Below are 24,820 nucleotides of genomic sequence, written 5' to 3'. Positions count from 1 at the left end.
CCTGAAGGTGTGAAGGATCAGCGACGGTTATCAACGCACCGTGAGTGGAACGGTGATGGCTTTGCCGTTAAGCGGCTTGATCGTTACCGTCGGGCTTGGCGAAGGCCCGCTGCCAGTGGTGCTGGCAGACAGCCGCCAATTGCCGCCGGACATCACCGTCGCAGTCCCCAGGCTCAAGGGTCCGTTGTTGGTCGATGCAGTCACCGCGAGGGTTTCGCCAATCTTCATTGCGCTGGTTCCGACCAGCTCCCAGGCGTACCGGCTGTTGCTGCGAACGGTGACGCTGGCGCTGGTTACCTTGAGGTTCTGATCAACCTCTACCGCCGCCGGAGTGACCGCAACGCTCACGTTGGCCGCCAGTTTTGACACACCGTCCCGCGCATCCTTGACCTTGTATTCGAAGACTGCGCTGTAGGCTTCGTTTACCGTCGCGGGTGGGGTAAAGGTCACCTGGGTGCCGTTGGTGCTGACACTGCCCTGACCAGAGTCCGGTTGCCCCAGGCTGACGACGGTTAGCGGTACGTCACCATCGGGGTCACTGTCGTTGGCTAGCACATTGAGGGTGATCGGCACGCCGGCTTTGGTGGCGCCGCTGTCATCCCTGGCCACGGGCAGTTGATTGTCGTCTTCACCTTCACCCGGTCCTTTGTCGTCCTCATCACGGAAGCCAGGCAGGGCGGCGGAACTGATGAATTCCACACCGTCCCAAGTCGGCATGGGCGAAGGCATCAGCTCGATCTGACCCGGGTGCTCAAGGTCAAAGCGCAGCAGCATGGAGTTGTCTTCGTGCTGAGTGTTATGGCAATGCTCCATGAAGGTGCCGGCGAACTCGCGGAAGCGGATCGCCATCTCGACTTCCTCGGAGCTGTCGACTTCCGGTCCTACACGATAGACGTCTTTGCGGGCCCATTTTTCCCACTCCGGTGGCGCCTTGCCGTCGCGGTTGAGAATGACCCCTTCCTCGAAGTGCACATGCACCGGGTGACTCCAGCCATTGCCGCCATTTTTGATCTTCCACACTTCCAGGGTGCCGTCGCCTGAGTAGCCGGCGTCGGTGGGGCCTGAGGCCAGCTGCGGGGCGGCAGTGATGCGCCGCGGGTCCATGGAATAGCCAAAACCGCCGTCGGTCTTGATCGTCCAGGGTTGGGTGTCGGTGCCGTCGGAACGCCCGAATTCAAAGCTGCGGTGGCGCGCCTGCTTGAGCTTGGCCTGCATGGTCGGGTCGTTACGGTCGATGGTCAGCGGGATCATTTTCTTGCCAGCGGCTTTACCCGGTTTGGCCGGTTCGTAGGCCACAGGGTCCATGCTCAGGTCGTTGCCGCTGTAAGGCTTGACGTTGAACTGGAGGAACTTGCCGACCACCGGGTCGCCGTCGCGCCACCTCGGGCCTTTGCTGGTCTGGTCGATGACCGCTTTGTATTTCTCGGACAGGACATCGGCCAGCGACACCGCATCCTCGCTCGGGCCTTTGCCGGTGTCGTGCTCCATGAGGTTGACGAAGAAGATCTTGTCGCCGGGCTGAATCCCGTGTTTAGCGAAGTTGATGATGATGTCGTAGCGCTCGGCGATGGACATGGTCGGCATGATGCCGTTGTCGTCCTTGAGGTCGCCGTTACCGTTGAGGTCCATGCTGCCGTCGAACGGTATGGCGTGCTCCATGATGTTGCCGTCGTTGGCGATCATATGGAACGGCACCCGGTTGTAGGACACCCCGGAGCCTTGCGGGCCACGAAATTCACCGCCGTTGCCGCGCACTTCGCGGACCACGGCGATCTTCATGTAGCGCGATACCGAGCCGTTGAGGATGCGCAGGCGATAGCTGCGCGCGCGCACGTCAAAGTAGGGTTTGTACAGCCAGTTGACCATCATCTGGTCGCCGATGAAGCCGTCAATGTTGAACGGGTTGAACCACAGTTGGCCGCTCTGGTCCCAGGCCTTGTCGGCAAAGGTCAGGTTGACGTCATAGTCACGGTTGCCCCAAGGCAATGCCGAACCGCTGGGCAGGCGCAGGTTGACGCCGTCTTCCAGTGCCTCGTTGCCGCGGTCCAGGGCGCTGTAGTAGTTCATCATCGCCGCGTTGCCCTTGTAGACGTTGTGGGCGGTGAAATCGAGCATGTGATCGTGGAACCAATGGGTGCTCATGGTTTCGCGCCAGTCACCGCGGACCTTGATGCTGCCGTTCTGACAGGTCTTGAGCCCGGGCTGGCTATCGTTGACCCAGAGTGTTTCCCCCTCGGCGCAGGGGAACGCGGCCCTGGGGTCTTGCGCGGTGGTGTTGATGGAGTCGTAGCCGGCCAGCTGCACCGGCCAGCGGTAGTCGTAGTACTGACCGGGGAAGAAGAACGCGTTGGTATAACCGTCGCTTTCGGCCGGGTTATGGCCGTTGTGTTCATGGGTGCTGAGGGTATGCAGGCCGAAGCCGCCATTGGCTGCCGGGTCGATCGGCAAGGCGTTGTAGTGACGCATCAGTATCGGTTGGCCGTAGCGGGCCATCAGCAGCTTGGGCGGCAGTGTGCCGTCGAAGGTCCACAGCGAGTTGTGGTTCTGGATCGGCATGTTCGGGTGAAAGCGGATACCGATGCCTTTGGCCGTCCCCTCGGTAGCAGGTACACCGGCGGTGTTGTGATAAAGGCCACCGGGGCCGAACTCGCCTTTGGCGTAGCCGTGCATTTGCCGGTTGTCGCGCAAGCCCTGGTTGACTCGCGCGCCGGCTTGCGCGGTCTTGATCGCCGCCTGCGGGTAGAACTCGTTCCAGCGTTGATGCGACCAGCCTTTTCCTGGTGGCCGGCCCTCGGCTGGCGAGCCGACTGGGTGGCGGTTGAGGAAGGCTTCGATCTGCGCCTTCCAGGGATTGCGGTCGAGGACGTTGGCGTATTGCGTCGGGAACGGCAATAGCCCTGGTTGGCGAAGAAAGGTTTCTAGTGCCGCGCCGGTGGGACCGCTGCGGGCGACACTGTTGGGGTCTTGCTCCGGGGCTGGCCCGGTTGTGGGGATGGGGAAGGGAAGGGTGCCGGCTTCGACGGTCGGGTCGAGTTTCTCCGGGCCGAATTCCTCATACAGCAGCATCTGCTGGGTAAAGGGTTGCGCCCCGAACAGCGGGCTGGCCAGGCCATTGGTGGGGTAATTGAAGGATGTCTGTTTGGCCGGCGGCAGAGCATTTTCAGTCCGTGGCGTGGTTCGGTCGCCGTACGCGCCGTTGGGCAACGCAAGCGCACCGTGGTTGCCCTCGGGCAACGACTTCAACGCCTCCAGCGCTTGCTGCACGGCCACAGGGTCGGTGGGGTGGGGCGTGTAGGCCGAGGGGTCGGTCGGTGACGGTGGGCTGGTGTCGTCCATCGGCACGGCACTGGCAGAGGAAATTCCGAGTGCGATCAACAGCGCAGATGCAACGCCTGAGTAGCGGAAAAGATCAAGGGTCGATCGGCGCTGCATAGGGTTGTTGTACATAGCGGTAACCTCGTTCCGTACCCGGTTGGGTGCTGCTGCGATGCCATATGAGTGTCAAACTGCCACTTTGTAATGGCAGGGGCAAAAAGCGCACCAACTTGGAGGGTCGAGGGTTATCGAAGAAAAAACTGATTTTTTTCAATGGCTTGTATACAGGCCCTGTGAAGAGCGATAAGCCGGTTTTGTAGGTGGGTGGGGGGAGTTCCCCATTTCTGGTTATGGGTGAACATCTCCCCCCGGCTGATCGAGAATCAGTCCAGATCTGCTGCCTGATGCCGCTCCGGCACCTGGGTTTCCTCATCCCCCCAGGTCCGGTTTACCCGTTGCCCACGCAGTACCGCAGGGCGTTTGGCGATCTCTTCTGCCCAGCGTTGCACGTGGGTGTATTGCTGCACATTGAGGAATTCACCCGCCGAATACAGGTTGCCCCGCACCAGCTGGCCGTACCACGGCCAGACGGCGATATCGGCAATGGTGTAGCTGTCACCCGCCAGATAGCGGTTTTCGCTGAGGCGGCGATCAAGCACATCGAGTTGGCGTTTCGCTTCCATGGTGAAGCGGTTGATCGGGTACTCGAACTTCTCTGGCGCGTATGCATAGAAATGTCCGAAGCCGCCGCCAAGGTAAGGTGCCGAGCCCATTTGCCAGAACAGCCAGTTCAAGGTTTCCGTCCGCCCGGCGGGGTCGGAGGGCAGGAAATGGCCGAATTTTTCTGCCAGGTACAGCAGGATCGAACCGGACTCGAACACGCGAATGGCCGGCTCCACGCTACGGTCCAGCAAGGCTGGAATCTTCGAGTTGGGGTTGATCTCGACAAAGCCGCTGGAGAACTGATCGCCTTCGCCAATGCGGATCAGCCAGGCGTCGTACTCGGCAGCGGTAACGCCGAGCGCCAGCAGTTCTTCGAGCAGGATGGTGACCTTCACGCCATTGGGGGTGGCCAATGAATAAAGCTGCAAGGGATGCTTGCCGACCGGCAGTACTTTGTCATGGGTCGGCCCGGCGACTGGCCGATTGATGTTGGCGAATTCGCCACCCGACGGTGCGTCATGCGTCCAGACCTTGGGCGGGGTATAGGGTGCTTTGCTCATTGGGTCAATTTCCTGGTTTGCTCAACGATTTGTAGATAGATTGGCTCGCAAATAACTGAAAGGAAGCAGTACATGTTCAAGATGAACGCCCTGGTCCCGGAACTGATCGTTTCCGACCTCAGGCAAAGCCTACGCTTTTACTGCGACGTATTGGGCTTCAAGGTTGAGTACGACCGCGCGGAGGACAAGTTTGCCTTTCTGTCCTTCGGCAACAGCCAGATCATGCTCGAGCAAGACTGGTACACAGACTCGCCCTGGCGTGTTGGGCCATTGGAGCCGCCGTTTGGCCGCGGGATGAACCTGTCCATCGAATGCCCCGATGCCTTGGCGTTGGCAGGCGCTCTGGAGCAGGCAGGTTACACCCTCCGGCAGGCGGTTGAGGAGCGTTGGTACCGTAGTAACGATCAGCATCGGGGGCAGCGGAATTTTCTGGTGCTTGATCCGGATGGGTATCTACTGCGGTTTGCTGAAGACCTGGGGTGGCGATAGGGGGACTGTGGGAGCGGGCCTTGCCCCGCGATCGGCTGCAAAGCAGCCGTAAAACCTCAGCACGCGGTGCAACTGCCACACCGCATCGGCTGGATTTGCTGCCGCTTCGCGGCAGATCGCGGGGCAAGGCCCGCTCCCACAGGGCGCTGCCCATTCAAGACTGCATCAAAGGAACCAGCGATACTCCCGTGCGCTGATGTCCTGCATGAACGCCAGATGGTCCTGACGCTTGTTCTCGCAGTAGACCATCACGAACTCACTGCCCAGGCTCTGGTTGACCACCGGGTGCTGGCGCATGGCACTGACGGCACTGAGCATGTCCTTGGGGAATTCGATGCCACTGCTGCGATCTTCGTTGAGCGGCGCGATGGGCTCCCGGGCGGCATCCAGGCCATGTTCCATACCGCTGAGGATTGCGGCCAGAACCAGGTACGGGTTGGCATCGGCACCTGCCAGGCGATGTTCGATGCGCAGGTTGCGCGGGTCGGACTCGGGGATGCGAATGCACGCGTCACGGTCCTCAAAGCCCCAGCTGGCGCGGCTGGCCGCATTGACCATGGCGCCGTAGCGGCGCATGGCATTGTGGTTGGCGGCGAAGATTGGCATGCAGCTGGGCAGCAGTTCCAGGCAGCCGGCCACGGCATGGCGCAACGGGCGCTGCTCATCGGCGGCGAGCAGGTTGTTGCCGTCCTGGTCATACAGGCTGACATGCACATGCATGCCGCTGCCCGGTGCCTCCAGGTAAGGCTTGCTCATGAAGCTGGCGCGCATGCCGTGCTTGAGTGCCACGCCACGGGTGCTGCGGCAGAACAGTGCGGCCCAGTCGGCAGCGCGCAGGCCGTCGTCGCAATGGCCGAAGTTGATCTCGAACTGACCAGGGCCAAGTTCGGCGGTGATGACGTTGGCGTCCACGCCTTGCTCATTGGCAGCCTCGACCATCTCGCGCAGTACGTCGGAGTAACGCGACAGGCGCTCGATGTGCATGTTCGGCTGGTCGTCGGGGTCATCGCTGAACGGGTCGCGGGGAAACTGTGGCAGGCCTTCCTTGAGGCTGCGGTCGAACAGGTAGAACTCCAGCTCGAACGCGACTACCGGGCGAATGCCGCGACGCTGCAGGCGCTGCAGGACCTGGGCAAGGACTTCCCGCGGTTCGAACTCGATGGGCGCGTGCGTGCCGTCGGAGCTGATCAGCATCTGCCCCAGCGGCTGGTTCTCCCAGCGCACCGGTTTGAGGGTGCCAGGGATCAGGCGCCGTGGCGCATCCGGGTCGCCATCGTGGAAGCAGTAGTCGCCGATCGGAAACAGACCGCCCTGGACGCCCAGCAGTACGCAGTTCTGCGGCAGCTTCAAGGGGCTGCCAGCGGCGACCTTCTCGAGCATGTCGATCGGGTAGCGCTTGCCATAGAAGTGCCCGGGAATGTCCAGGCTGATCAGGTCGACATAGCGCACCTCGGGGAATCGAGCGCGAAAGTCACGGACTTCAGTGAGCAGATCGGGAAAGCTTTTTGTTGTTGTCATCGATTGCGATCCTGCAGCGTGGTTCAACGGAATACCCAGAGCACCCGTGTCGGTTGCTCGGTGAGGTTGGCGTAACGAAACTGGCTGTGTGGCGGGAGCTGGAAGCTGTCGTTGGGACCCAGGGTCACCGGTTCTTCACTGTCATCGAGCCACAGGCTCAATTGCCCTTCGAGGACAAAACCGCCTTGCTCGGAACTGTCGTTCAAGTGGCCTTCGCCGCTGGTGGCGCCGGGGGCCAGGTGACTTTCGAGCATGGAGAAACTGCCGGTGAGCTTGGGCGAGACCAGCACGTCGGTGATGCCCCCGGCGTAGTAGAGCGTGCGCCGCTCTCCTGGGCGGGTGACCCAGTCCACTTCGCGTGGTTTGCTCAGGTTGTAGAAATAGGTGGTGGGCACATCCAGGGTTTCGCTGATGGCGGTCAGGTCGGCCACAGTGGGACGCGACAGGCCGCGTTCGACCTGGGACAGAAAGCCCACCGAGCGATCAATGCGCTGGGCCAGTTCGCCCAGGGTCAGGTTGCGGTGCTTGCGCAGGTCACGGATCAGGATCGCCAGGCCTTCGATTTCATCCTGCATGTCCATGGAACTGTCCTCTCAAAGGTTGTCGCGCAGGCGGTACCAGGCCTTGGCCGCGGCTTCCAGTGGGGCGGCGAGCAAATCGCCACCGGGGAAGCGGCCGTTGTCGATGGCCTGGTACAACGCCAGCAAATCGTTGTCGCCGAGAATGGCATCGCTGACGGCGCGGGCGCCGGCCAGGGTCGGCAGTACGCCATGCCCGGAGAAGCCCTGCAACCAGTAGCGTTGGCCGCTTCGGCCAATGTCCGGGGTACGCCGCAGGCTGCAGTCCAGATGCCCGCCCCAGGCATGCTCGATGGCAACCCCGCGCAACTGCGGGAAGGCGCGTTCCAGCACCGGGCGGGTGGCGGCGGCAACGTCTTGGGGAATGCCGCCCAGATAGGTGCAGCCACCGCCAAACAACAAGCGGTGATCAGGGGTCAGGCGGAAATAGTCCGGTACGAACTGGTTGTCGATTACGCAGCTGTTACGGGGCAGCAGCGAACGTGCGAAGGCGGGGTCCAGGGGCACAGTCGCCACCTGATAGGAGCCCACCGGCAGCAGGCGCCGCGACAGTTGCCGGTCAAGCTTGTCGATGTAGGCATTGCAGGCCAGGACCAGAATATCGCTGCGCACCTCGCCGTGTTCGGTGCGGGCGATGAAGCCATTGGCGGTCTCGCGGTAATCGAGTACGCGGGTCTGTTCGTACAGGCGTCCACCGGCCTCTTCAATCGCCGATGCCAGGCCTTGGGCCAGTTTCAACGGGTTGAGGTGGGCACCTTGCGGGTCGTACAGCGCAGCCTGGTAACGTGGGCTGTCGATCCATTCCGGCAAGGCTTCACGTTCGATCAGCTGCAGCTCGTCGTAACCCCATTTTTCGCTGGCTTCGCGTTGGGCTTCGCGCAGCATGCCGACGCGCCGGGGTAGCACCGCAGTCCACAGGCTGCCGGGTCGGTAGTCGATATCGAAGCCATGGCGTTCGGGGAGTTCACGCATCTCGTGGGCGGCCCAGCACATGCTGTCCCACAAACGGCGCGCGCGTTCCATGCCGAGATTTTTTTCCAGCGGCGGCATGTCGCACGACCAGCCCAGCAGCGCCTGCCCGCCATTGCGCCCCGACGCCGCCCAGGCCACGCGGCTGGCCTCCAGCAATGTCACCCGCTTGCCCGCCAGCGCCAGGCGCAGGGCCGTGTGCAAACCACTGAAGCCGGCACCGATGATCAGCACCTCGGTATCCAGGCGCTCATGCAGGGTAGGGCGCAGCGGGATGGCACCGGGGTAGGTGCGGGCGTAGTAGCTGGCGACATGCTGGGCGGATTGCTTGAACATGGCGGGTCTCGTGAATTTTTATTGGTATTTTTTCATGAAAAGCTACCAGATAAATTTCACGAGTCCAAGCCCCCATGGATTTAAAGGCGTTGCCCGCGGCAACGCTTATTGCACTTGCAGCCGGCTGGTACGGGCGTTGAGCAGCCGCTGACGCAGCAGGTCATAGGCCCAGTTGTAGGCCATGGTGTAGGGCAGCATGAAGACGAAGAAACCGATCTCCAGCATGAATGCCTGCACCAGCGACAGGTTGAGCATCAGCGCGGCGATAGGTACACCGATCACCACAAAACCGATCTCGAAGCCGCTGGCATGCAGGGCCCGGACCTTGACGCTGCGTTTGACCCGCTCAGCCGGCCAAAGCCGGTCGAACACGCTGTTGTAGAGCATGTTCCAGAGCATCGCCACGGTCGACAGCACCACGGCCAGGGTGCCGACTTCGAGCATCGAGCGATTGAGCAGCCAGGCGCCGAGCGGGGCGCAGATCAGCACGGCAATGGCCTCGAAGCCTACGGCGTGGACGATACGCTCGACGAAGGATTTGTTGGAAACATGCATGGCATCACCTGGAACGATTGGATTCGACGAGGTGATTGTCATCGCTTTTTTGCTTATGTTAAAAATGGATTCCATCGATAAAAGCGATAGACCCATGCGCTATTCCCCCGAAGCTCTACACGCCTTTGTCGAAGCCGTCGCCCTTGGCTCCTTCTCGGCAGCGGCGCGCAAGTTGCGTAAAAGTCAGTCGACCATCAGTGCCGCGATCGCCAACCTTGAGGCCGACCTGGGCGTCAGCTTGTTCGACCGCCAGGCCCGTCACCCGGTGCTGACCGAAGCCGGGCGCAAGGTGCTCGGGCACGTCCAGGAAATCCTTGCCGCCAGCGAACGACTCGACGAGCTGAGTATCCGCCTGGCCGATAACGTCGAACCGCGCCTGACCATCGTCCTTTCCGACATGTATCAGCTCACTCCGGACAATCAGGTGATGCACCAGTTCGAGCAGCGCTACCAGGACATCGAACTTGAATGCATGATCGCTGAAGGGGGGGATGTCTTGAGCCTGCTGCAAAGCGGTCGCGCACACCTGGGCTTGCTGGCGGCGCAAGCGCATTATCCGCCGGACATCGGCGTGCGCAGATTGCCCGGGCAAGCGCAGATGGGCATTTTCGTCGCCAGCGGACATCCGCTGGCAGCACTGCAGCAACCGACCCAGGCGCACCTGGCCAGCCATCGCCAGCTGTACCTCAATACCTATGCCGACAGCGAGAACAAACCGCAGGGGCGGGTCTGGTCGGCGCCGGATTACCTGTTGCTGCTGGAAATGACCGAGCAAGGTTTCGGCTGGGCCGAGTTGCCCCACGGTCTGGTGCAGCAGTATGGCCACGGCCAGTTGGTAGAGCTGGTGCTGGGTGGATGGCCGCGTCCGATTGCCGTGGATGCTGCCTGGTCGCGACTCAGCCCACCTGGGCCGGCGGGGTTGTGGTTGCTGGACTGGTTGGCACGGGAACACTGAAAGCACTCTGGTACAGCTGCACACGGTTACGGCCTTGGTCCTTGGCCGCATACAGCGCGCTGTCGGCCATCGACAGCAGGCGTGAAAGCTCATGCTCGCCGACGTTGCCAGCAACGATGCCGATGCTGACGCTCAGTACTCCGGCGTCCAGCAGCGGCAAGGCGTGAAAGCTGTTGCAGATGCGCTGAGCGATCCGCAGTGCCTCGTGTTCATCAGCGTTGCCAAGCAGGCAGGCGAACTCTTCACCGCCAATGCGAGCGAACACATCTGCCTGGCGAATGCTCTGGCTGGCGACCTGACTGAAGGCGATCAGCGCCTGGTCGCCGGTCTGGTGGCCGTAGGCATCGTTGAGCCGTTTGAAGTGGTCCAGGTCGCACAGCAACAGGGCCGCCGGCTCGCCGCGGCGGGCACAGTCCGCCAGCAATTGCGCGCCACGCGACATGAATGCGCGACGGTTGCCGATGCTGGTCAGCGGGTCGGTATAGGCGGCAGCCTTGAATTTCAGCTCGGTGCGCTCGCGCACCATGGCCAGGGTGACATAGGCGATGCCGATGGCGTAGAGCATCGATTCGAACAGCAGGAAAGCGAAAAAAATCGTGCCGTGGCCAGTGCTGGCAAGCGCATGCTCCAGTGATACGCCTTGGTCGGCGAAGCTGCGCACGGCGTAAAAGCCGGTGTGCGCCAGAGTCAGTAGCAGCGCAGGCAGGTAAGCCACTTCCAGGTGCTTGCGGTTGCGCCACAGCTCGAACACGGACAGGCCGCCATAGACGGCGTTGAGCAGCGAATACAGGGTCACGCGCAGGCCCAGGTCGTCGTAGAAGCCTGGCATCAGCCCCCATAACGACCAGAACAGCGCGCCGGCGAAAATGCCAGGCAGGTGCGCCGGGCGACCGCCGAACACGCGCATGGCGGTCCAGTTCAGCGCCGCCCCCAGCAACAGGACGATATTACCCAGCATCAGGGAAATGAAGTTGGGGGCCTGGCCACGCAGGCTCACCAGGGTTGCGCCGAGGGCGGCAAGTATCAGCATGCTCCCCAGGTAGCCGAGGGTTTGCTCGCGTACGCCGCGGCTCCAGGCGTGCAGGGTCAACAGGCCCATCAGGCCGAAAATGAATACAGCCACCATCAATAGGGTCGGGATGCTCAGCAGCACTCGTATCGCTCTCCATGCGGCCTTGCGCCGGTTTTCCGCGGCATGCTAGCCGAGCAGATGGTACTTTGCCAGCAGTCTGCTGCCGTCATCGGGTCAGACAAAATGCGTGGGTGCGTCACATTGTTGTGTCTGCGCGTCGCTTCGATTGCGGGGGCTCAAGGCCTGAGGTATCAGTACCGCAACTGCCGCCACTCAAGAGCGGTAGATTACAAGGAAAGTCATCCAATGCCCCCTCTCAAAAATGCGATCTCCCTGGCGCTTCTGTTGCTGGCCGCGCCCATGGTCAATGCCCAGCCTGCAAGTGCAGAGTCTGGCGCCGTACACTCCAACCTGTTGGTCGATGCAGTGGCCTGGCGCCAGACTGCCGCGGAGTTCCGCGCTTTGTACTATCAAGGTTTCAACGTCGCCAAGGCACGCCTGGACCAGGCATTGGCCAATCAGAAGCCGGGAGACAAGAAACCGGCGATCATCAGCGATATCGACGACACCATCCTCAGCAGCAATACCTACTGGGGGTTTCTGATCGCCCAGGGCAAGGAGTTCTTTGACGATGCGGCCTGGGACCGGTGGGTGGCTGACAATGGCCCGACGCCTACCCCAGGTGCCCTCGAGTTTCTGGAGTATGCCAAGTCCCGTGGCGTGGAAATCTTCTACGTGTCCAGCCGTGAACAGGGCGACAAAACCTATGAGTACGCCCTGAACAACCTGCGCAAATACAAGGTGCCCTTTGCCGACGAGGCCCATGTGACCATTCTGCGCGAGAGCTCGAACAAGGAACCTGCGCAACAAAAAATCGCCGGGCAATACAACGTGTTGCTGAAGCTGGGCGACAACCTCAACGACTTCGAGCGCAGCTTCTATCTCGACAGTGTCGACAAGCGGGCGCAGCAGGTGGACGACAGCCGCGACAAGTTTGGCAGCCAGTACATCATCTTCCCCAACCCCACCGACGGCCATTGGCTCAAGGCCATTTTTGGTGAATCGGAACCAGCCGACACGCCGGCCAACCGGGCCAAGTTTCGCGAGGCGGCGGAGCGGGGCGGTTGGAAACCGGCCAGCTGATGACAAAAAAACATCCCGCCAGCGGCACGTGCGGCGGGATGTCTGGCTTTGCCGAGCAGGTTTTCGTTAGGCCCGCTGGATGTCAAATTGCAGGCCGACCGGTGCGGCCTGCAGCTCGCCACGGCGGACCATGCGCCGCTCGGCAGGGGCGGCAGCGACGGCGGCAGCGGCATTGGCTGCCTTGATCACAATGAAGGTCGCTTCGTTGCCGACCTTCAGCCCATAGTCGCTTTTCTCCATCACGGCGGCGCCCGCCGACGTGGCCATGGCCAGGGCCACATTCAGGTCTTCATCGCTGTAGAAACCCGAGCGGTAGCCGATCAGCATCGCCCGCTGGAGCATGTCGGCGTTGCCATAAGGCCACCAGGCATCGCGAATATTGTCATTACCGGCGAATACATTCACCCCGGCGGCGCGCAGGCGCAGGATCGGCGGGAAGGCGTGATCGCCCGGGGCGTTGGTGAGGATCGACACCCCGGCGTTCGCGAGGGTGGCGCCAATACGCTCAAGCACATCATCAGGCACCTGGCCCAGGGCATAGGCATGGCTGACACTCACGCGCCCCTGCAGTCCCGCGGCGCAGGTACGGGCCGCGATCCGCTGCAGTTGCTCGACGCCTTGCAGGCCCGGCTCGTGCAAGTGAATGTCGACCTTTACCCCGTGACGTTCGGCGATCCCGAACACCACATCCAGCTGACCCTCGGCATCGCCATCGAGCGTCGTCGGGTCGATACCGCCAATGACTTCGGCACCTTCGCGAATGGCGGCCTCCAGCACATCGGCAGTGCCCGGGCAGGACATCACCCCGGCCTGGGGGAAGGCCACCAGTTCAATGTCGACGATACCGCGCCACTTTTCTCGCGCCTGCATCACCGCGTGCAGGTTGCTCAAGCCGGTAGTGGCATCGACATCGACATGGCTGCGCATGGCCACCGTACCGAATGACACCGCCTGGCTGATCAGCGCATCGGCACGTTCGACCATTGACGGCGCCAGGGCCAGTTCACGTTTTTCCACGGCCAGGCGTTCACGCAGGCTGCCGACCGGCTGATGCGGATGCCAGCGGTCGCCGACAAAACTCTTGTCCAGGTGGATATGGCCGTCGATGAATCCCGGCAGCAGCAGTTGCCCGCCCAAGTCGATGCGCTCCACACCTTCAATGGCGCCCAGGTCAGCCCCCAGGCGAGCGATGCGTCCATCGGCGACGGCCAGGGACAGCGGACTGCCGTCGGCAGCGACGGCATTGACGAATACACGATCAAACATTTCACGACCTCTTGGTGGAGGCCGCACACCCTATAAAAGTGCCGGGGTATCGGCCAATTAAATATCGGGATCGATAGCAGTGGATTCGTGAATGCCCGTGCTTCAGCCGCCGATCAGGTGCTTGAGCGGGTGATAGTCGGCTTTCAGATTGTGGGTGGCCTTGAGGATCGCCTCTTCAATGCCGCTCAGGTGAGTGCACACCAGTTCGATGGCGGCGGCCTGATCGCCGGCTTCGAGGAACTCGATCAGGCGCAGGTGCTCGTTGCCGCGGCAGGCTTCATGGCGTTCGTCATCGAGGGTCGAGGCATACAGTGAGCCGCGCTCGATCAGCTTGCGGAACCAGTCGAGCAGCACCGGGTTCTCCAGCACTTCGGCGAGGCGCAGGTGGAATTCACCGAGCAGATTGACGTAGCGCGCATGGTCACCGGCATCGGCCGCCGCTTCTTCTTGCGCCACATGCAGGCGCAGGGGTTGCAGCAGGCTCTTGTCGGCGCGGCGGCAGAGCTCGGTGACAATGCCGATCTCGATCAGGCGCCGGGTTTCGAACACTGAACGGATGTCTTCATCGCTGGGCAGCGAGACCCAGGCGCCCTTGTTCAGCTCGGTGGACACCAGCCCGTCGCCCTCCAGTTGCTTGAGTGCGGCGCGTACCGACGTGCGGCTGACCTTGAACAGCTCCGCAAGCGAGGACTCGCCCAGTTTCATGCCGGGACGCAGGGTGCGTTTTCTGATTGCCTCGTGGACCCCCAGGTAGACGCGCTCTACGGTCGATGCGGGGAGTTTTTCCGTCATTACCAGCTCCGTGATTCCTTGATTGCGTCAGCATGCCGGAAATGTGCGGTGACCAAAAGTTTCACAGTGAAAATGGTGGTTTGTGCCACCTGCTCGGCAGGAGCGGGCTTGTCCCGCGAAATTTCCAATATGTACACATATTTTTAGTGGTCATGTGTACCCGAGTAGCAAGTAGGTGGATACATGTCACCGCCTTGCGTTACCTGGGTTCTCATTTTGGTCACCCGATGCGCTGACCATTTGGTCAGGTTAATCGGCTCTAAAGTGTATCTGGTTAAAAATTTTAATTAATAAAAATCAGATAGTTAAAGAGATTAACCAGGCACAGGCGATGCCCGTTTCACCCCCATTTGGCACACATATTGTTCCTCAAAAATTGTAAGTCAAAAATTGCATACAATCTTTGTATGCAGCGGCGTCCAGGCGCCGACGGCGGTCCCAACTCTCAAGTCCAACAATAATTTGCTGTAGCACCACAGGCGCTGCAGCAGGAGCCCGGGGAACATGCAATTGGATACTTCCAAACCTCTGGATACCGCGTACCTGTCACCTGACCCTGCCATCTCTGCGCAGGTGTCCGGGCATGCCAGCTTAAGCCCCAGGCTGCACAATGCCGACCTTGCCCCGACCAAAGCCGCCGGACGGCGCTGGGGCGGCTACAGCATCTTCGCCTTGTGGACCAACGATGTGCACAACATCGCCAACTACTCCTTTGCCATGGGCCTGTTCGCCCTCGGCCTGTCCGGCTGGCAGATGCTCGCGGCCCTGGCCGTCGGTGCGGCGCTGGTGTACTTCTTCATGAACCTGTCCGGCTACATGGGGCAGAAAACCGGGGTTCCGTTCCCGGTGATCAGCCGTATGAGCTTCGGTATCTACGGTGCGCAATTGCCGGCGATCATCCGTGCGGTGATCGCCATCGCCTGGTTCGGCATCCAGACCTACCTGGCTTCGGTGGTGTTGCGGGTGTTGTTGGTGGCGATCTGGCCGTCGCTGGCAAGCTTCGATCACAACGCCATCCTCGGTCTCTCAAGCCTGGGCTGGGCCAGCTTCGTCGCCATCTGGTTCGTGCAGCTGGTGATTCTGACCTTCGGCATGGAGATGGTGCGCAAGTACGAATCCTTTGCCGGCCCGGTGATCCTTTCAACCGTGCTGGTGCTGGCGGTGTGGATGTACTTGCGGGTGGATGGCAACCTGGCCTGGTCGGTAGGTGAGCCGCTGACCGGGGTGAAGATGTGGACGCAGATCTTCGCTGGCGGCGCGCTGTGGCTGGCGATTTACGGCACGCTGATTCTCAACTTCTGTGACTTCGCGCGTTCTTCGCCGTGCCGCAAGACCATCCGCGTCGGCAACTTCTGGGGCCTGCCGGTGAACATCCTGGTGTTCGCGGTGATCAGCTTCGTGCTGTCCGGTGCGCAGTTCAGCATCGATGGCACAGTCATCGACAGCCCGACCCAGATCATTGCCGCGATTCCCGACAAGACGTTCCTGGTGCTCGGCTGCCTGGCGTTCCTGATCGTCACCGTGGCGGTGAACATCATGGCCAACTTCGTCGCCCCGGCCTTCGTCCTCTCAAGCCTGGCCCCGAGCCGCCTGAACTTCCGCCGCGCCGGCCTGATCAGCGCCACCCTGGCGGTGCTGATCCTGCCCTGGAACCTCTATAACAGCCCGCTGGTGATCGTCTACTTCCTCTCCGGTCTGGGGGCGCTGCTGGGCCCGCTGTACGGGATCATCATGGTCGACTACTGGCTGATCCGCAAAGCCCAGGTGCATGTCCCGGACCTCTACAGCGAGGCGGCCAGCGGCACCTATCACTACACGCGCGGGATCAACTACAAGGCCATCGCCGCCCTGGTGCCCTCGGCCATCGCCGCAGTCCTGCTGGCCCTGGTACCGGCATTCAGCGAGCTGACACCGTTTTCCTGGCTGTTCGGCGCGGCCATTGCCGGTGGCGTGTACTACCTGATTTCCGATCGCAAAAAACATTACGTGGACTGTTCCGGCGAGCACTTTGCCGTCGACAGCGCCCAGCACTGAGCGTCACGCACAAGGAACCGAGTCATGAGAATACTGGTAGTCAACGTCAACACCACCGTGTCGATCACCGAAGCCATTGCCCGCCAGGCGCGCAGCGTGGCGTCGCCGGGTACTGAAATCGTCGGTCTGACCCCGCGTTTCGGCGCCGAGTCGGTGGAGGGCAACTTCGAGAGTTACCTGGCGGCGATTGCCGTGATGGAGCGGGTGCTCAGCTACGATCAGCCCTATGACGCAGTGATCCAGGCCGGTTACGGTGAGCATGGCCGTGAAGGCTTGCAGGAGCTGCTCAATGTGCCGGTGGTGGACATCACCGAAGCGGCCGCCAGCGTGGCCATGCTGCTGGGACATCGCTACTCGGTGGTGACGACCCTGGATCGCACTGTGCCGCTGATCGAGGATCGCCTCAAGCTGGCCGGGTTGGACAGCCGTTGTGCCTCGGTGCGTGCCAGTGGCCTGGCGGTGCTGGAGCTCGAAGAAGATCCCGAGCGGGCAATCGAGGCGGTTGTGGCTCAGGCGGAGGAGGCGGTGCGTATCGACAAGGCTGAGGTCATTTGTCTCGGTTGTGGCGGCATGGTCGGGCTGGATGAACGCATCCAGGCGCGGACCGGTGTGCCGGTGGTGGATGGCGTGACGGCGGCGGTGGCGTTGGTCGAGTCGCTGGTGCGCTTGAAACTGAGCACCTCCAAGGTTCGCACCTACGCGCCGCCGCGCCCGAAAGAGATTCTCGGCTGGCCGCGGGCTTTGCTGGGCTGAGCGTTTTTCATTATGCCAATACCCCTCAAAACAGGTTCTTCACGGAATCCTGGGAGGATGATTCTGGGGGTGGGGTGCTGGGGCTGTGAGCTTATCCATTTTGTGTGGTGACGCTGGCGGCCCCTTCCGCCCTTACGGCGGGTCCCTTTTGTCTTGGCAAAAGGAACCAAAACCGCTTGCTCCTGCATCCGGCCCTACGCTGCGCTCCGGGTCCCTTCGCTCCGGCACCTTCCGGGGTCACGCGGCCTACGACTTGCTTCGCCAAGTCTACGGCTCGCGTTCTTCGGCTGCGCCGAAGGTGCTACGCACTGGCCCCTACAGGCACCTCCACTCAGCCTCCTGAAGTCGCAGTCCGTGGCGCCTGAACTTGCGTGCATGAAGAGCAAGAGCAAAGCTTTGAAGCGGGATTTTCCCGCGATGCGATGTAACTGGCAGGTCGATATCGCGGGGCAAGCCCGCTCCCACCGGGAGATCAATTAACCCGGTGGGAGCGGGCTTGTCCCGCGATAGCATCAGCCTGCCGCCACCAACATCTGATTTCGAAGATACGCCCGTATAGGCGCCGCCCGTAACTTTGCGACTTCAGGAGGCCGAGTGTAGGTGTCTGGAGGGGGCTGGTGCGCAGCACCCTTCGGCCAAAGCCGAAGTTCGCGAGCCGTAGACTTGGCGAAGCAAGTCGTAGGCCGCGATGCCCCTGGAGGGCACCGGAGCGAGGGGACCCGGAGCGCAGCGTAGGGCCGGATGTAGGAGCAGGCGGCTTTGCTGGAACTGTCCCATGACAACGGACGCCAAGAAGCGATACTTACATCGCTAACTTGGAGGTTCCCATGTACCCACCAAACCGCCGTAGCTATACCGACGAATTCAAGGCCCAAGCTGTTGCACTGGCTGAAACGGTCGGCAGAACCGAAGCCGCTCGTCAGCTAGAGATGTCTGTTAAGACGCTGGATAACTGGGTCGATGCGTCACGCAAAGGTCTTCCGTTGAGTTCACCAGAGCGTCAACCTGTTACCAAAGAGAGCAGCGAGCTGGCGCGATTACGGGCCGAGAATGCTGAACTCAAAATGGAGCGTGAAATCCTAAAAAAGGCGGCGGTATTCTTTGCCAAAGAGTCCAGGTGAGATACGCCTTCGTCGCTAAAGAGCGGGCTCAGTTCCCGGTGCGTTTGTTGTGCCGGGTGTTGGGCGTGTCAGTTTCAGGATTTTACGATTACCTAAACCGCCCGGTTCGCCCGGATCCAGACAAACAGATTCGAATTGATCTGCGCAGGATCCATGCGGCCAGTCGAAGCACCTACGGGCGGCCACGGTTGGTCGAGGCATTGCGTCAGATACCTCATCGAGTCGGCCACAACGGGTTACGCGGCTGATGCACGAGGAAGGTATCCATGGCAAACCCAAGGCTCGCTTCCGGCCCCAGACCACGGACAGTCGCCACTTCCAGCCTGTCGCACGCAATGTGCTTGACCGTCAGTTTTCGGTACAGAGCGCCAATCCAGCCTGGGTGAGCGACATCACCTACATTTCAACTCGAGAAGGCTGGCTGTACCTGGCGGTGGTCTTAAGCATCCAGACCCGCCAGGTGCTGGGCTACAGCTTGGCGGACAGGATGCCGGATGATTTGGTTGAGCGCGCATTTATCAACGCTTGGAACGCCAGCTTGGGGGCTTCTGGGGTTATGTTCCATTCCGACCAGGGACGCCAATATACGAGCAGCAAATTTCGCCAAGCATTGGCCGAAAAAGGCTTTACGCAGAGCATGAGCCGCAAAGGAAACTGCTGGGACAATGCCGTCGCTGAAAGCTTTTTCGCTACGCTTAAGAAGGAAGAAGCAAGTGGGGTCTACCAGAGCAAGAGGCTAGCTTATGGGGCAATCGCGAGCTACATCCATGGTTTCTACAACAGCAGTCGGCTGCATTCGGCGTTGGGTTATCGTTCACCGAACGCTTATGCAAAGGGCTTGAGGCAGAAGCCTTAACACCCAGCTTCTTGGCGTCCGCTGCCGAGGGACAGTTCCATGCCTACTTTCCCCAAGAGGAAAGTAGGCCGCCGTAAAGGCGGAAGGGGCCGGCAGCGTCGCCACATCAAATGGATAAGCTCACAGCCTCAACAACCCAACCCAACGATCATACCCCCCGGGATTCCGCGAAGAACCTCAAAAAAGGAGTACAGGCATTCAAGTCAACGACGCAGTTTGGCGCAATGATCATGAACCGGTTGTGCCGCCGTGTACCACACATAATCAGCACTTTCGGCAGTCACCGTCTTGCCCACCTCAGCCAGAATCAGCACCTGGTTACCTGCGCCCGCACCCAGATCGCTCAGGTGCAGCGGCACCCCCAGATCCTTGCGTACATGGAAGGCCCCGGCCAGCAACACAGCAGGCGTGGGTGCAGCCAGCAGGCTTTCGGCCATGCGCCGGTCACGCTGCTGCTGCACGGAAAGCATCGCTGGCATCTGCGATTCGGGCAACAAGCCGCAATGCGACTCGCGGATATCCTCGAGCAGCGTGGCTTGCACTTCAGGACGGGTGGACGCTGCACCTTCGAGCACTGGCCGCTGTTTGTAGATCTGCATGATCTGCGAGCGATTCAGGTTGGCCGAGAGCAACGGATACGGCTGGCGCAGGGCATAGGTGACCAGCGCGCCGTAGACACCCCAGTCCCAGTTGGCCTGCCAGGCCAGTGCCTGGAACGCATCGCTCGGCGGTTGCCCGGCACGGGTCGCGGCCTGCGCTGCATCAACCTTGTCCTGCTGGTCCGGGTTGAGCATTTCCATCAGCAAGCTGCCTTGCGGCCGTTGGCCGGCCAACTCGCGCAGCAGCCACAGTTGCAGGGCGTGGTGATCAGGGTTGTCGTGTTGTTCGCCGACCAGCACCCGTGGCGCGGCGGCCAGGCGCTGAACCAGCTCTTGTGGGGTCAGGGTCCGGCCGCTGGCCAGTTCGCGGATCACCCCAAGTTCAGCGTGATCACGCCCCTGTGGCGCGATCGGGGCCGGTGGTGGCAGTACGTCTCGGGTTTGGCAGGCCGCCAACAGGCTGACCAGGCAGAGCAACAGAAGGCGCATCGGGATTCCTTGCTAAAGAGTTACCCCTCGATCACGGCAGGATGAGGGGGCGGTTTCAGCGCGCGATGATCAACGGGTGGCCGCGTTCCGGGTGTTGGTGAATGAGCACTTGCAGCCCATACACCGCCGCCAGTGCATCGGCGGTCAGCACCTCTGACGGTGGGCCATAGGCGTGAGGCAGGCCGTCTTGCAGCAACAGCAGTTGATCGCAATAGCGCGCCGCCAGATTGAGGTCGTGGAGGATCACCATCACCGCCGCGCCACGTTCGGCGAAGTCGCGCACCGCTTGCAAAATCGTGTGCTGATGCAACGGGTCGAGCATCGATGTCGGTTCGTCGAGCAGCAGTGTCTGCCCCTCGGCGCCGGGCCAGAGCTGGGCCAGTACCCGGGCCAGGTGCACGCGTTGCCGCTCACCACCGGACAGCGCCAGGTAGCTGCGTTGCGCCAGGTGCAAGGCGTCAGCCGCCGCCAGCGCTTCGGTGACGATTTCGGCATCGCGCGCGCGACCGTTGGCGTGGGGCAGGCGCCCCATACCGACCACCTCATTGACCGAAAAGGCGAAGTTCAGGCTTGAACTCTGCGGCAGCACCGCCAGGCGCTTGGCTCGCTCCTGGCCGGGCCAGTCGGCAAGCTTGCGCTGATCAAGGCTGACATTGCCTTCGGTGATCGGTAACTCACCGCACAGCGCTGCCAGCAGGGTGCTCTTGCCTGCGCCGTTAGGGCCGAGAACGCCGAGCACTTGCCCAGGCGGCAACTGAATGTCGATATTGGCCAGGACCGTGCGTTGGCCGCGGCGTACCAGCAGGTTGTCTGCTTCAAGCATCAGGTGCGCCCCCGTACCAGCAAGAAGAGGAAGAACGGCGCGCCAATCAGTGCCGTGACGATGCCGATCGGCAACTCGGCAGGTGCCAACAGCAAGCGTGCGATCAGATCGGCCAACAGCAACAGACCTGCGCCAGCCAGCAACGATGCGGGCAGCAGCACCCGGTGGTCCGGGCCGACCAGCAAGCGCATCAGATGCGGTACCACCAGGCCGATGAATCCGATCAACCCTGCTGCCGCAACAGCCGCACCGACGCCCAGGGCGGTGCACAACACCAGCTCCAGTTTGATCCGTTCGACATCGAAGCCCAGGTGACGCGCCTCCGATTCACCCAGCAACAGCGCGTTGAGTGCAGCGGCGCGGCGCGGCAACCACAAGGCAACCGCCACGGCGACAATCAACAACGGCCACAGGCGTTGGTAGCTGGCGCCGTTGAGGCTGCCCAGGTTCCAGAAGGTCAGGGTGCGCAGGGTGGCGTCATCGGCCAGGTAGGTGAACAGGCCCACCCCGGCACCGGCCATGGCGGTCATGGCCACACCGGCCAGCAACATGGTGGCGACGTTGGTCTGGCCATTGCTGCGCCCGAAGCGGTAGACGATGGCCGTGACGATCAGGCCGCCGGCGAAGGCGCACACCGACAGTACATAAGGCTCGATGGCCGCCGGCAGTCCGCCGACCAGGCTGCCGCCGACGATGGCGATGGCCGCCCCCAGCGCTGCGCCGCCCGATACGCCGACCAGACCCGGGTCGGCCAAAGGATTGCGGAACAACCCCTGCATGGCTACCCCGGACAACGCCAGCACCGCGCCGACAGCAATGCCGAGCAGAGTGCGCGGCATGCGGATCTGACCGAGGATCAGGTCTGCCTGCTGTGTGGCGTCGCCCCCCAGCGGCAGGCCGATCAGACGTAACCCGGCCTTCAGTGTTTCGCCCAAGGGCAGGCTGACCGGCCCGAGGGCCAGCGACAGCCAGACCACCAACACCAGCACCAGTCCCAGAGCGAGCAGCATCGGCCGCGGTCGGACAATTGCCGTCATTGCCCAGCCTCGGCACTCAGCGTCTTGGCGTGCGGATAGAAGGCTGCGGTCAGCGTCGCCAGGGTATCCGGCACCCGCGGACCAAGGCCACCCACCAGCAGGGTCGGGTCGATCACCAGCACACGACCGTCACGACCGGCCTGGGTTTGCGCCAGTACCGGGTTCTGCTCAAGCAACGCGGTACGTGCTGCGTCGCCTTGCAGACGACTACCGGCCAGGAGAATGACTTGCGGATCGAGGGCCAGCATGGCTTCGCTGGACACTGGCTTGTAGCCAGTGTGTTCGCCCAGGCTTTGGCCACCGGCTTGCTCGATCATCCAGGCTGCCAGGGTGTCCTTGCCAGCCACCTGCAGGTTGCCCCCGGAATGACTGAGCAATAGCAATACCCGTGGCGCCGGGTGCTGTTGACGGGCCTGTTTGACCACGGCGGCCTGCTGTTGCAGACGCTGCTGGTAGTTGCTCAGCAGGGCCTGTGCCTGGGTCTGCTGGCCCAGCAATTGGCCCAGCGTTGTCAGGTTTTGTTGCAAGGCGGGCACATCGGCCTTGGCCGACAGCAGCTCGATGCGTACACCCGACGCCTTGAGTTGTTCCAGAACAGGCGGCGGCCCCATTTCATTACTGCCGACCAGAATGTCCGGACGCAGGGCCAGAATGCCCTCGGCCGCCAGCGCGCGCTGGTAACCGATGCCGGGCAGGCTGTGCAACGAGCGCGGGTACTGGCTGGTGCTGTCGACACCGACCAGCTTGCTTTCGCCGCCCAGGGCTACGACCCATTCGCTGAACGCACCGCCAGCGCTTACCCAGCGCTGGGGCAGGGCATCGCTGGCACTGGCCAGCTGGCTGAACAGCAAGCCAGCGCAGGCCAGGAGGATTTTCTTACGCATCTAGGTGCTTCCTTAGACGGTCATCGGAGTCGCGGATTCTGCCAGAGTACGCCAGTCGTCACGCTCCGGCACACCTGGTTTGCGCACACCGAACAGCTGGATGACCAGTTCGCCGTTGGCGTCGAAGCCCTCGTAGCTGGTGACGATGCCGTCGACACTTGGCTTGCGTACACGCCACAGTTCGGTGATGCCGGTGGTTTTCAGGTGCAGGTTGAACGCAGGATCGAGGACGTTGAACCAGGTGTCCATCCAGCGCAGGTTGCTGACCGCGCCCGAGTGAATCTGGATGCAGTGCTGGTTACCGACGAACACCATGATCGGTACTTCACGCTTGCCGGCTTCTTCAATCAGGTTGGTCAGCTCGACGGTGGCCAGCGGTTCAGCCCATTGATTACCTGCCAGGCGCAAAGCCTGGGTGCGCGCTACATCGTTGCGCTTGAGCAGGGCGAAGAAGTCGTGAGTGTCCTGCAGGGCGGACCACTCAGTACGCAGCTTGTCGGTATCGACTTCGCTGTCTGCACGCGGGGCTTTGGCGGCTGGCAGCGGTTGCAGGTCCAGTTCGACGCTCTGTTCTTCGGCACGGAAACGTTCAACCAAAGGCGCCCAGGCGGCTTCTTCGCTGGTGGCGGTGAGGAACACCTTGTGCACGGCGGTGCCTTGGCGGTCGAAAACCTGGATGCTGCGCTGCGGTCCGCGTGCAGTGTTTTCGTCGACGGCAAACACACTGGCCCAGCCGCTGAGGAACAGGCGCAGGTCGATGTCCGGTGACAGCACCATGCCCATCTGGCCGCTGCCCATGATGGTCACCTCGTGATAAACGCCTTTGCGCTCATGCACGCAGTGTTCGTTGCGGGTCAGCGCCATGATGTAACCCAGCTCGCCCAGTGCAGGCAGCAGTGTCTTCCACTCCGGGCGCAGACGCACGGTATCGACGCCCAGGCGGCTGGCGGTCAGTTCGGCTTCGCTGACACCGAGTTTGGCGGCAGCATCGCGGGCGCGCAGGCCCGATTGCTCGGTGCGCAGTTGTTGCCACTGTTGGTAAAGCTCAGGTCCGGCAGCCAGGGCGAGCGTTGGGGCGGTCATGGTGAACTCCTTCAGGGTCATCGGTTCGCCGTAAGGGCGAATTCTATTGGTATTTCCACACGGCTGGGCACGGCCAGGCCATCGACTATTTCGGGACGAAAGCGCCACTGGGTCACGGCTTCGAGGGCGGCCTGATCAAGGCTTGTCACCCCCGACGAGCGCACCAGTGTGAGTTTGAGTTGCTTGCCGTGCTCATCCAGGCACACCTCGACGCGGACGATCCCTTGCTGGTTGCGGCGACGGGCCTGCGACGGGTAGCGAGGGGGCGGCGGAGGGCTGACAAAACTGGGGCGCAGGCTGACCACTGGCGACATGGGCGGCGCAGCAGGGACGGGCGTGCTGGGGCTGTTTACCGGTGGCGCTACCGGTTTGCTGGTGGTTTGGGGCGATGCTGCCGACGCAACGGCGGTCTGGCTGGTGCGTGGCTCGGGGCGTGGCGCGGGCGCTGATTTGACGATTGCAGGCTGGCTTTTTACCGGCAGCGGCTTGGCGGCTGGGGGCACCGGCTTCGGCAGCACTGGCGCTTTCAGCGGTGCCGACGCTGGCGCTGCGGCTTGAGGTGGTGGTGCTTGCGGGCGAGCAGGTTGTGCAGGTGCAGGCTCGAGGGCTTGCGCCAGGCTGACCAGTTGAATGGCCATTGGCGTTTGCCACGCCAGGGGCTCGGGCGTTGCCCGTAGCGAGTGCAATAGCCAGCCCGCGCTGACATGCAGCGCAACCGACAGCACCAGGTAGCCCCAAGGGTGTTTCATGCAAGTCTAGTTCTTATTGAATATGAATGCATATGGTAATAATTTGCATTTGTAAGTCAAGCTGGTTATCGTCGCCGCCGCTGCCATTGAGAAGCATTTACAGCAAGAGGCCCTTCACAGAAAGGGGCATTGCTGAGCCCAAAACAAAATCCAACACATCCCCGTCAGCCCCGACGGTTAA

The 24,820-nt window shown here is 62.0% G+C and carries 22 protein-coding genes; 7 read left to right on the top strand and 15 right to left on the bottom strand.

Annotation, left to right across the window (positions count from 1 at the left end):
* Positions 1–30: 30 nt before the first annotated feature.
* Both ACVI9W_RS03035 and yghU read right to left on the bottom strand, forming a co-directional pair.
* Positions 31–3,447 (bottom strand): Ig-like domain-containing protein, encoded by a 3,417-nt coding sequence (locus tag ACVI9W_RS03035; RefSeq protein ID WP_461529156.1) that lies wholly within the window; start codon positions 3,445–3,447, stop codon positions 31–33.
* Between the two features lie 251 nt (positions 3,448–3,698).
* Positions 3,699–4,538, bottom strand: coding sequence for a glutathione-dependent disulfide-bond oxidoreductase (gene yghU, locus ACVI9W_RS03030; RefSeq protein ID WP_157193186.1), 840 nt, complete (start codon positions 4,536–4,538; stop codon positions 3,699–3,701).
* 72 nt (positions 4,539–4,610) lie between these two features.
* Here yghU and ACVI9W_RS03025 point away from each other — a divergent pair, with 72 nt between their 5' ends.
* Entirely contained in the window at positions 4,611–5,027 is a 417-nt protein-coding gene (locus ACVI9W_RS03025; protein WP_461529155.1) for a bleomycin resistance protein, read from the top strand.
* A 165-nt stretch (positions 5,028–5,192) separates the two neighbouring features.
* On the opposite strand, the gene ACVI9W_RS03020 is transcribed toward ACVI9W_RS03025, so the two are convergent.
* From ACVI9W_RS03020 to ACVI9W_RS03005, 4 genes are all read right to left on the bottom strand, one after another.
* The gene (locus ACVI9W_RS03020) at positions 5,193–6,545 is read right to left on the bottom strand and encodes a glutamine synthetase family protein (protein ID WP_157193184.1); all 1,353 of its coding nucleotides are present in this window, start codon (positions 6,543–6,545) and stop codon (positions 5,193–5,195) included.
* Between the two features lie 23 nt (positions 6,546–6,568).
* A complete protein-coding gene (locus ACVI9W_RS03015; protein ID WP_038612709.1) occupies positions 6,569–7,126 on the bottom strand; it encodes a helix-turn-helix domain-containing protein in 558 nt (185 codons plus the stop codon).
* Positions 7,127–7,138: 12 nt separating this feature from the next.
* Positions 7,139–8,428, bottom strand: a complete 1,290-nt coding sequence (locus tag ACVI9W_RS03010) for an NAD(P)/FAD-dependent oxidoreductase (RefSeq protein ID WP_461529154.1) — start codon at positions 8,426–8,428, stop codon at positions 7,139–7,141.
* A gap of 105 nt (positions 8,429–8,533) precedes the next feature.
* Positions 8,534–8,983, bottom strand: coding sequence for a multidrug/biocide efflux PACE transporter (locus tag ACVI9W_RS03005; protein ID WP_461529153.1), 450 nt, complete (start codon positions 8,981–8,983; stop codon positions 8,534–8,536).
* A gap of 94 nt (positions 8,984–9,077) precedes the next feature.
* Here ACVI9W_RS03005 and ACVI9W_RS03000 point away from each other — a divergent pair, with 94 nt between their 5' ends.
* A complete protein-coding gene (locus ACVI9W_RS03000; RefSeq protein ID WP_461529152.1) occupies positions 9,078–9,938 on the top strand; it encodes a LysR family transcriptional regulator in 861 nt (286 codons plus the stop codon).
* Here ACVI9W_RS03000 and ACVI9W_RS02995 read toward each other — a convergent pair.
* Positions 9,880–11,091, bottom strand: a complete 1,212-nt coding sequence (locus ACVI9W_RS02995; protein ID WP_461529151.1) for a GGDEF domain-containing protein — start codon at positions 11,089–11,091, stop codon at positions 9,880–9,882. The genes ACVI9W_RS03000 and ACVI9W_RS02995 overlap by 59 nt on opposite strands.
* A 225-nt stretch (positions 11,092–11,316) precedes the next feature.
* On the opposite strand from ACVI9W_RS02995, the gene ACVI9W_RS02990 reads away from it, so the two are divergent.
* Positions 11,317–12,153: a 5'-nucleotidase, lipoprotein e(P4) family gene (locus ACVI9W_RS02990; protein ID WP_461529150.1), complete on the top strand. Its 837-nt coding sequence runs from the start codon at positions 11,317–11,319 to the stop codon at positions 12,151–12,153.
* 66 nt (positions 12,154–12,219) lie between these two features.
* Here ACVI9W_RS02990 and ACVI9W_RS02985 read toward each other — a convergent pair whose 3' ends face one another.
* Positions 12,220–13,419 carry an amidohydrolase family protein gene (locus tag ACVI9W_RS02985; RefSeq protein ID WP_461529149.1) on the bottom strand — a complete coding sequence of 400 codons (1,200 nt, stop codon included), beginning with the start codon at positions 13,417–13,419 and terminating at the stop codon, positions 12,220–12,222.
* Between the two features lie 102 nt (positions 13,420–13,521).
* Positions 13,522–14,211, bottom strand: a complete 690-nt coding sequence (locus tag ACVI9W_RS02980; RefSeq protein WP_461529148.1) for a GntR family transcriptional regulator — start codon at positions 14,209–14,211, stop codon at positions 13,522–13,524.
* Between the two features lie 504 nt (positions 14,212–14,715).
* On the opposite strand from ACVI9W_RS02980, the gene ACVI9W_RS02975 reads away from it, so the two are divergent.
* From ACVI9W_RS02975 to ACVI9W_RS02960, 4 genes are all read left to right on the top strand, one after another.
* Complete coding sequence (locus tag ACVI9W_RS02975) at positions 14,716–16,245, top strand: NCS1 family nucleobase:cation symporter-1 (protein WP_157193176.1); 1,530 nt, start codon at positions 14,716–14,718, stop codon at positions 16,243–16,245.
* 24 nt (positions 16,246–16,269) lie between these two features.
* Positions 16,270–16,998: an aspartate/glutamate racemase family protein gene (locus ACVI9W_RS02970; protein ID WP_461529147.1), complete on the top strand. Its 729-nt coding sequence runs from the start codon at positions 16,270–16,272 to the stop codon at positions 16,996–16,998.
* An 827-nt stretch (positions 16,999–17,825) separates the two neighbouring features.
* The gene (locus tag ACVI9W_RS02965) at positions 17,826–18,119 is read left to right on the top strand and encodes a transposase (protein WP_038608001.1); all 294 of its coding nucleotides are present in this window, start codon (positions 17,826–17,828) and stop codon (positions 18,117–18,119) included.
* Positions 18,120–18,318: 199 nt separating this feature from the next.
* A complete protein-coding gene (locus ACVI9W_RS02960; protein ID WP_461531786.1) occupies positions 18,319–18,975 on the top strand; it encodes an IS3 family transposase in 657 nt (218 codons plus the stop codon).
* Positions 18,976–19,178: 203 nt separating this feature from the next.
* Here ACVI9W_RS02960 and ACVI9W_RS02955 read toward each other — a convergent pair whose 3' ends face one another.
* The 6 genes from ACVI9W_RS02955 to ACVI9W_RS02930 are packed head-to-tail and all read right to left on the bottom strand — an operon-like array spanning position 19,179 to position 24,639.
* Positions 19,179–20,063 carry a ChaN family lipoprotein gene (locus ACVI9W_RS02955; protein WP_461529146.1) on the bottom strand — a complete coding sequence of 295 codons (885 nt, stop codon included), beginning with the start codon at positions 20,061–20,063 and terminating at the stop codon, positions 19,179–19,181.
* A gap of 55 nt (positions 20,064–20,118) precedes the next feature.
* The gene (locus ACVI9W_RS02950) at positions 20,119–20,886 is read right to left on the bottom strand and encodes a heme ABC transporter ATP-binding protein (protein WP_461529145.1); all 768 of its coding nucleotides are present in this window, start codon (positions 20,884–20,886) and stop codon (positions 20,119–20,121) included.
* On the bottom strand, positions 20,886–21,869 hold the full coding sequence (locus ACVI9W_RS02945) for a FecCD family ABC transporter permease (RefSeq protein WP_461531785.1): 984 nt from the start codon (positions 21,867–21,869) through the stop codon (positions 20,886–20,888). Before ACVI9W_RS02945 ends, ACVI9W_RS02950 begins: the two co-directional genes overlap by 1 nt.
* A 50-nt stretch (positions 21,870–21,919) precedes the next feature.
* Positions 21,920–22,807, bottom strand: a complete 888-nt coding sequence (locus tag ACVI9W_RS02940) for a heme/hemin ABC transporter substrate-binding protein (protein ID WP_461529144.1) — start codon at positions 22,805–22,807, stop codon at positions 21,920–21,922.
* 12 nt (positions 22,808–22,819) lie between these two features.
* A complete protein-coding gene (locus ACVI9W_RS02935; RefSeq protein WP_461529143.1) occupies positions 22,820–23,890 on the bottom strand; it encodes a hemin-degrading factor in 1,071 nt (356 codons plus the stop codon).
* A gap of 17 nt (positions 23,891–23,907) precedes the next feature.
* A complete protein-coding gene (locus ACVI9W_RS02930; RefSeq protein WP_461529142.1) occupies positions 23,908–24,639 on the bottom strand; it encodes an energy transducer TonB in 732 nt (243 codons plus the stop codon).
* Positions 24,640–24,820: the final 181 nt, after the last annotated feature.

The sequence above is a fragment of the Pseudomonas sp. 210_17 TE3656 genome, assembly GCF_054821965.1.
Note: the sequence above shows the minus strand (reverse complement) of the source record. Positions and strands in the feature narration are given on the sequence as shown.

Bases quoted from the DNA above. Each gene is read 5' to 3' on its own strand.
- ACVI9W_RS02990 (WP_461529150.1), top strand. From the start codon at position 11,317: ATGCCCCCTCTCAAAAATGCGATCTCCCTGGCGCTTCTGTTGCTGGCC.
- ACVI9W_RS02970 (WP_461529147.1), top strand. From the start codon at position 16,270: ATGAGAATACTGGTAGTCAACGTCAACACCACCGTGTCGATCACCGAA.
- ACVI9W_RS03035 (WP_461529156.1), bottom strand. From the start codon at position 3,447: ATGTACAACAACCCTATGCAGCGCCGATCGACCCTTGATCTTTTCCGC.
- ACVI9W_RS03020 (WP_157193184.1), bottom strand. From the start codon at position 6,545: ATGACAACAACAAAAAGCTTTCCCGATCTGCTCACTGAAGTCCGTGAC.
- ACVI9W_RS02940 (WP_461529144.1), bottom strand. From the start codon at position 22,807: ATGCGTAAGAAAATCCTCCTGGCCTGCGCTGGCTTGCTGTTCAGCCAG.
- ACVI9W_RS03025 (WP_461529155.1), top strand. From the start codon at position 4,611: ATGTTCAAGATGAACGCCCTGGTCCCGGAACTGATCGTTTCCGACCTC.
- ACVI9W_RS02965 (WP_038608001.1), top strand. From the start codon at position 17,826: ATGTACCCACCAAACCGCCGTAGCTATACCGACGAATTCAAGGCCCAA.
- ACVI9W_RS02935 (WP_461529143.1), bottom strand. From the start codon at position 23,890: ATGACCGCCCCAACGCTCGCCCTGGCTGCCGGACCTGAGCTTTACCAA.
- ACVI9W_RS02985 (WP_461529149.1), bottom strand. From the start codon at position 13,419: ATGTTTGATCGTGTATTCGTCAATGCCGTCGCTGCCGACGGCAGTCCG.
- yghU (WP_157193186.1), bottom strand. From the start codon at position 4,538: ATGAGCAAAGCACCCTATACCCCGCCCAAGGTCTGGACGCATGACGCA.
- ACVI9W_RS02980 (WP_461529148.1), bottom strand. From the start codon at position 14,211: ATGACGGAAAAACTCCCCGCATCGACCGTAGAGCGCGTCTACCTGGGG.
- ACVI9W_RS02930 (WP_461529142.1), bottom strand. From the start codon at position 24,639: ATGAAACACCCTTGGGGCTACCTGGTGCTGTCGGTTGCGCTGCATGTC.
- ACVI9W_RS02950 (WP_461529145.1), bottom strand. From the start codon at position 20,886: ATGCTTGAAGCAGACAACCTGCTGGTACGCCGCGGCCAACGCACGGTC.
- ACVI9W_RS03005 (WP_461529153.1), bottom strand. From the start codon at position 8,983: ATGCATGTTTCCAACAAATCCTTCGTCGAGCGTATCGTCCACGCCGTA.
- ACVI9W_RS03015 (WP_038612709.1), bottom strand. From the start codon at position 7,126: ATGGACATGCAGGATGAAATCGAAGGCCTGGCGATCCTGATCCGTGAC.
- ACVI9W_RS03010 (WP_461529154.1), bottom strand. From the start codon at position 8,428: ATGTTCAAGCAATCCGCCCAGCATGTCGCCAGCTACTACGCCCGCACC.
- ACVI9W_RS02955 (WP_461529146.1), bottom strand. From the start codon at position 20,063: ATGCGCCTTCTGTTGCTCTGCCTGGTCAGCCTGTTGGCGGCCTGCCAA.
- ACVI9W_RS03000 (WP_461529152.1), top strand. From the start codon at position 9,078: ATGCGCTATTCCCCCGAAGCTCTACACGCCTTTGTCGAAGCCGTCGCC.
- ACVI9W_RS02975 (WP_157193176.1), top strand. From the start codon at position 14,716: ATGCAATTGGATACTTCCAAACCTCTGGATACCGCGTACCTGTCACCT.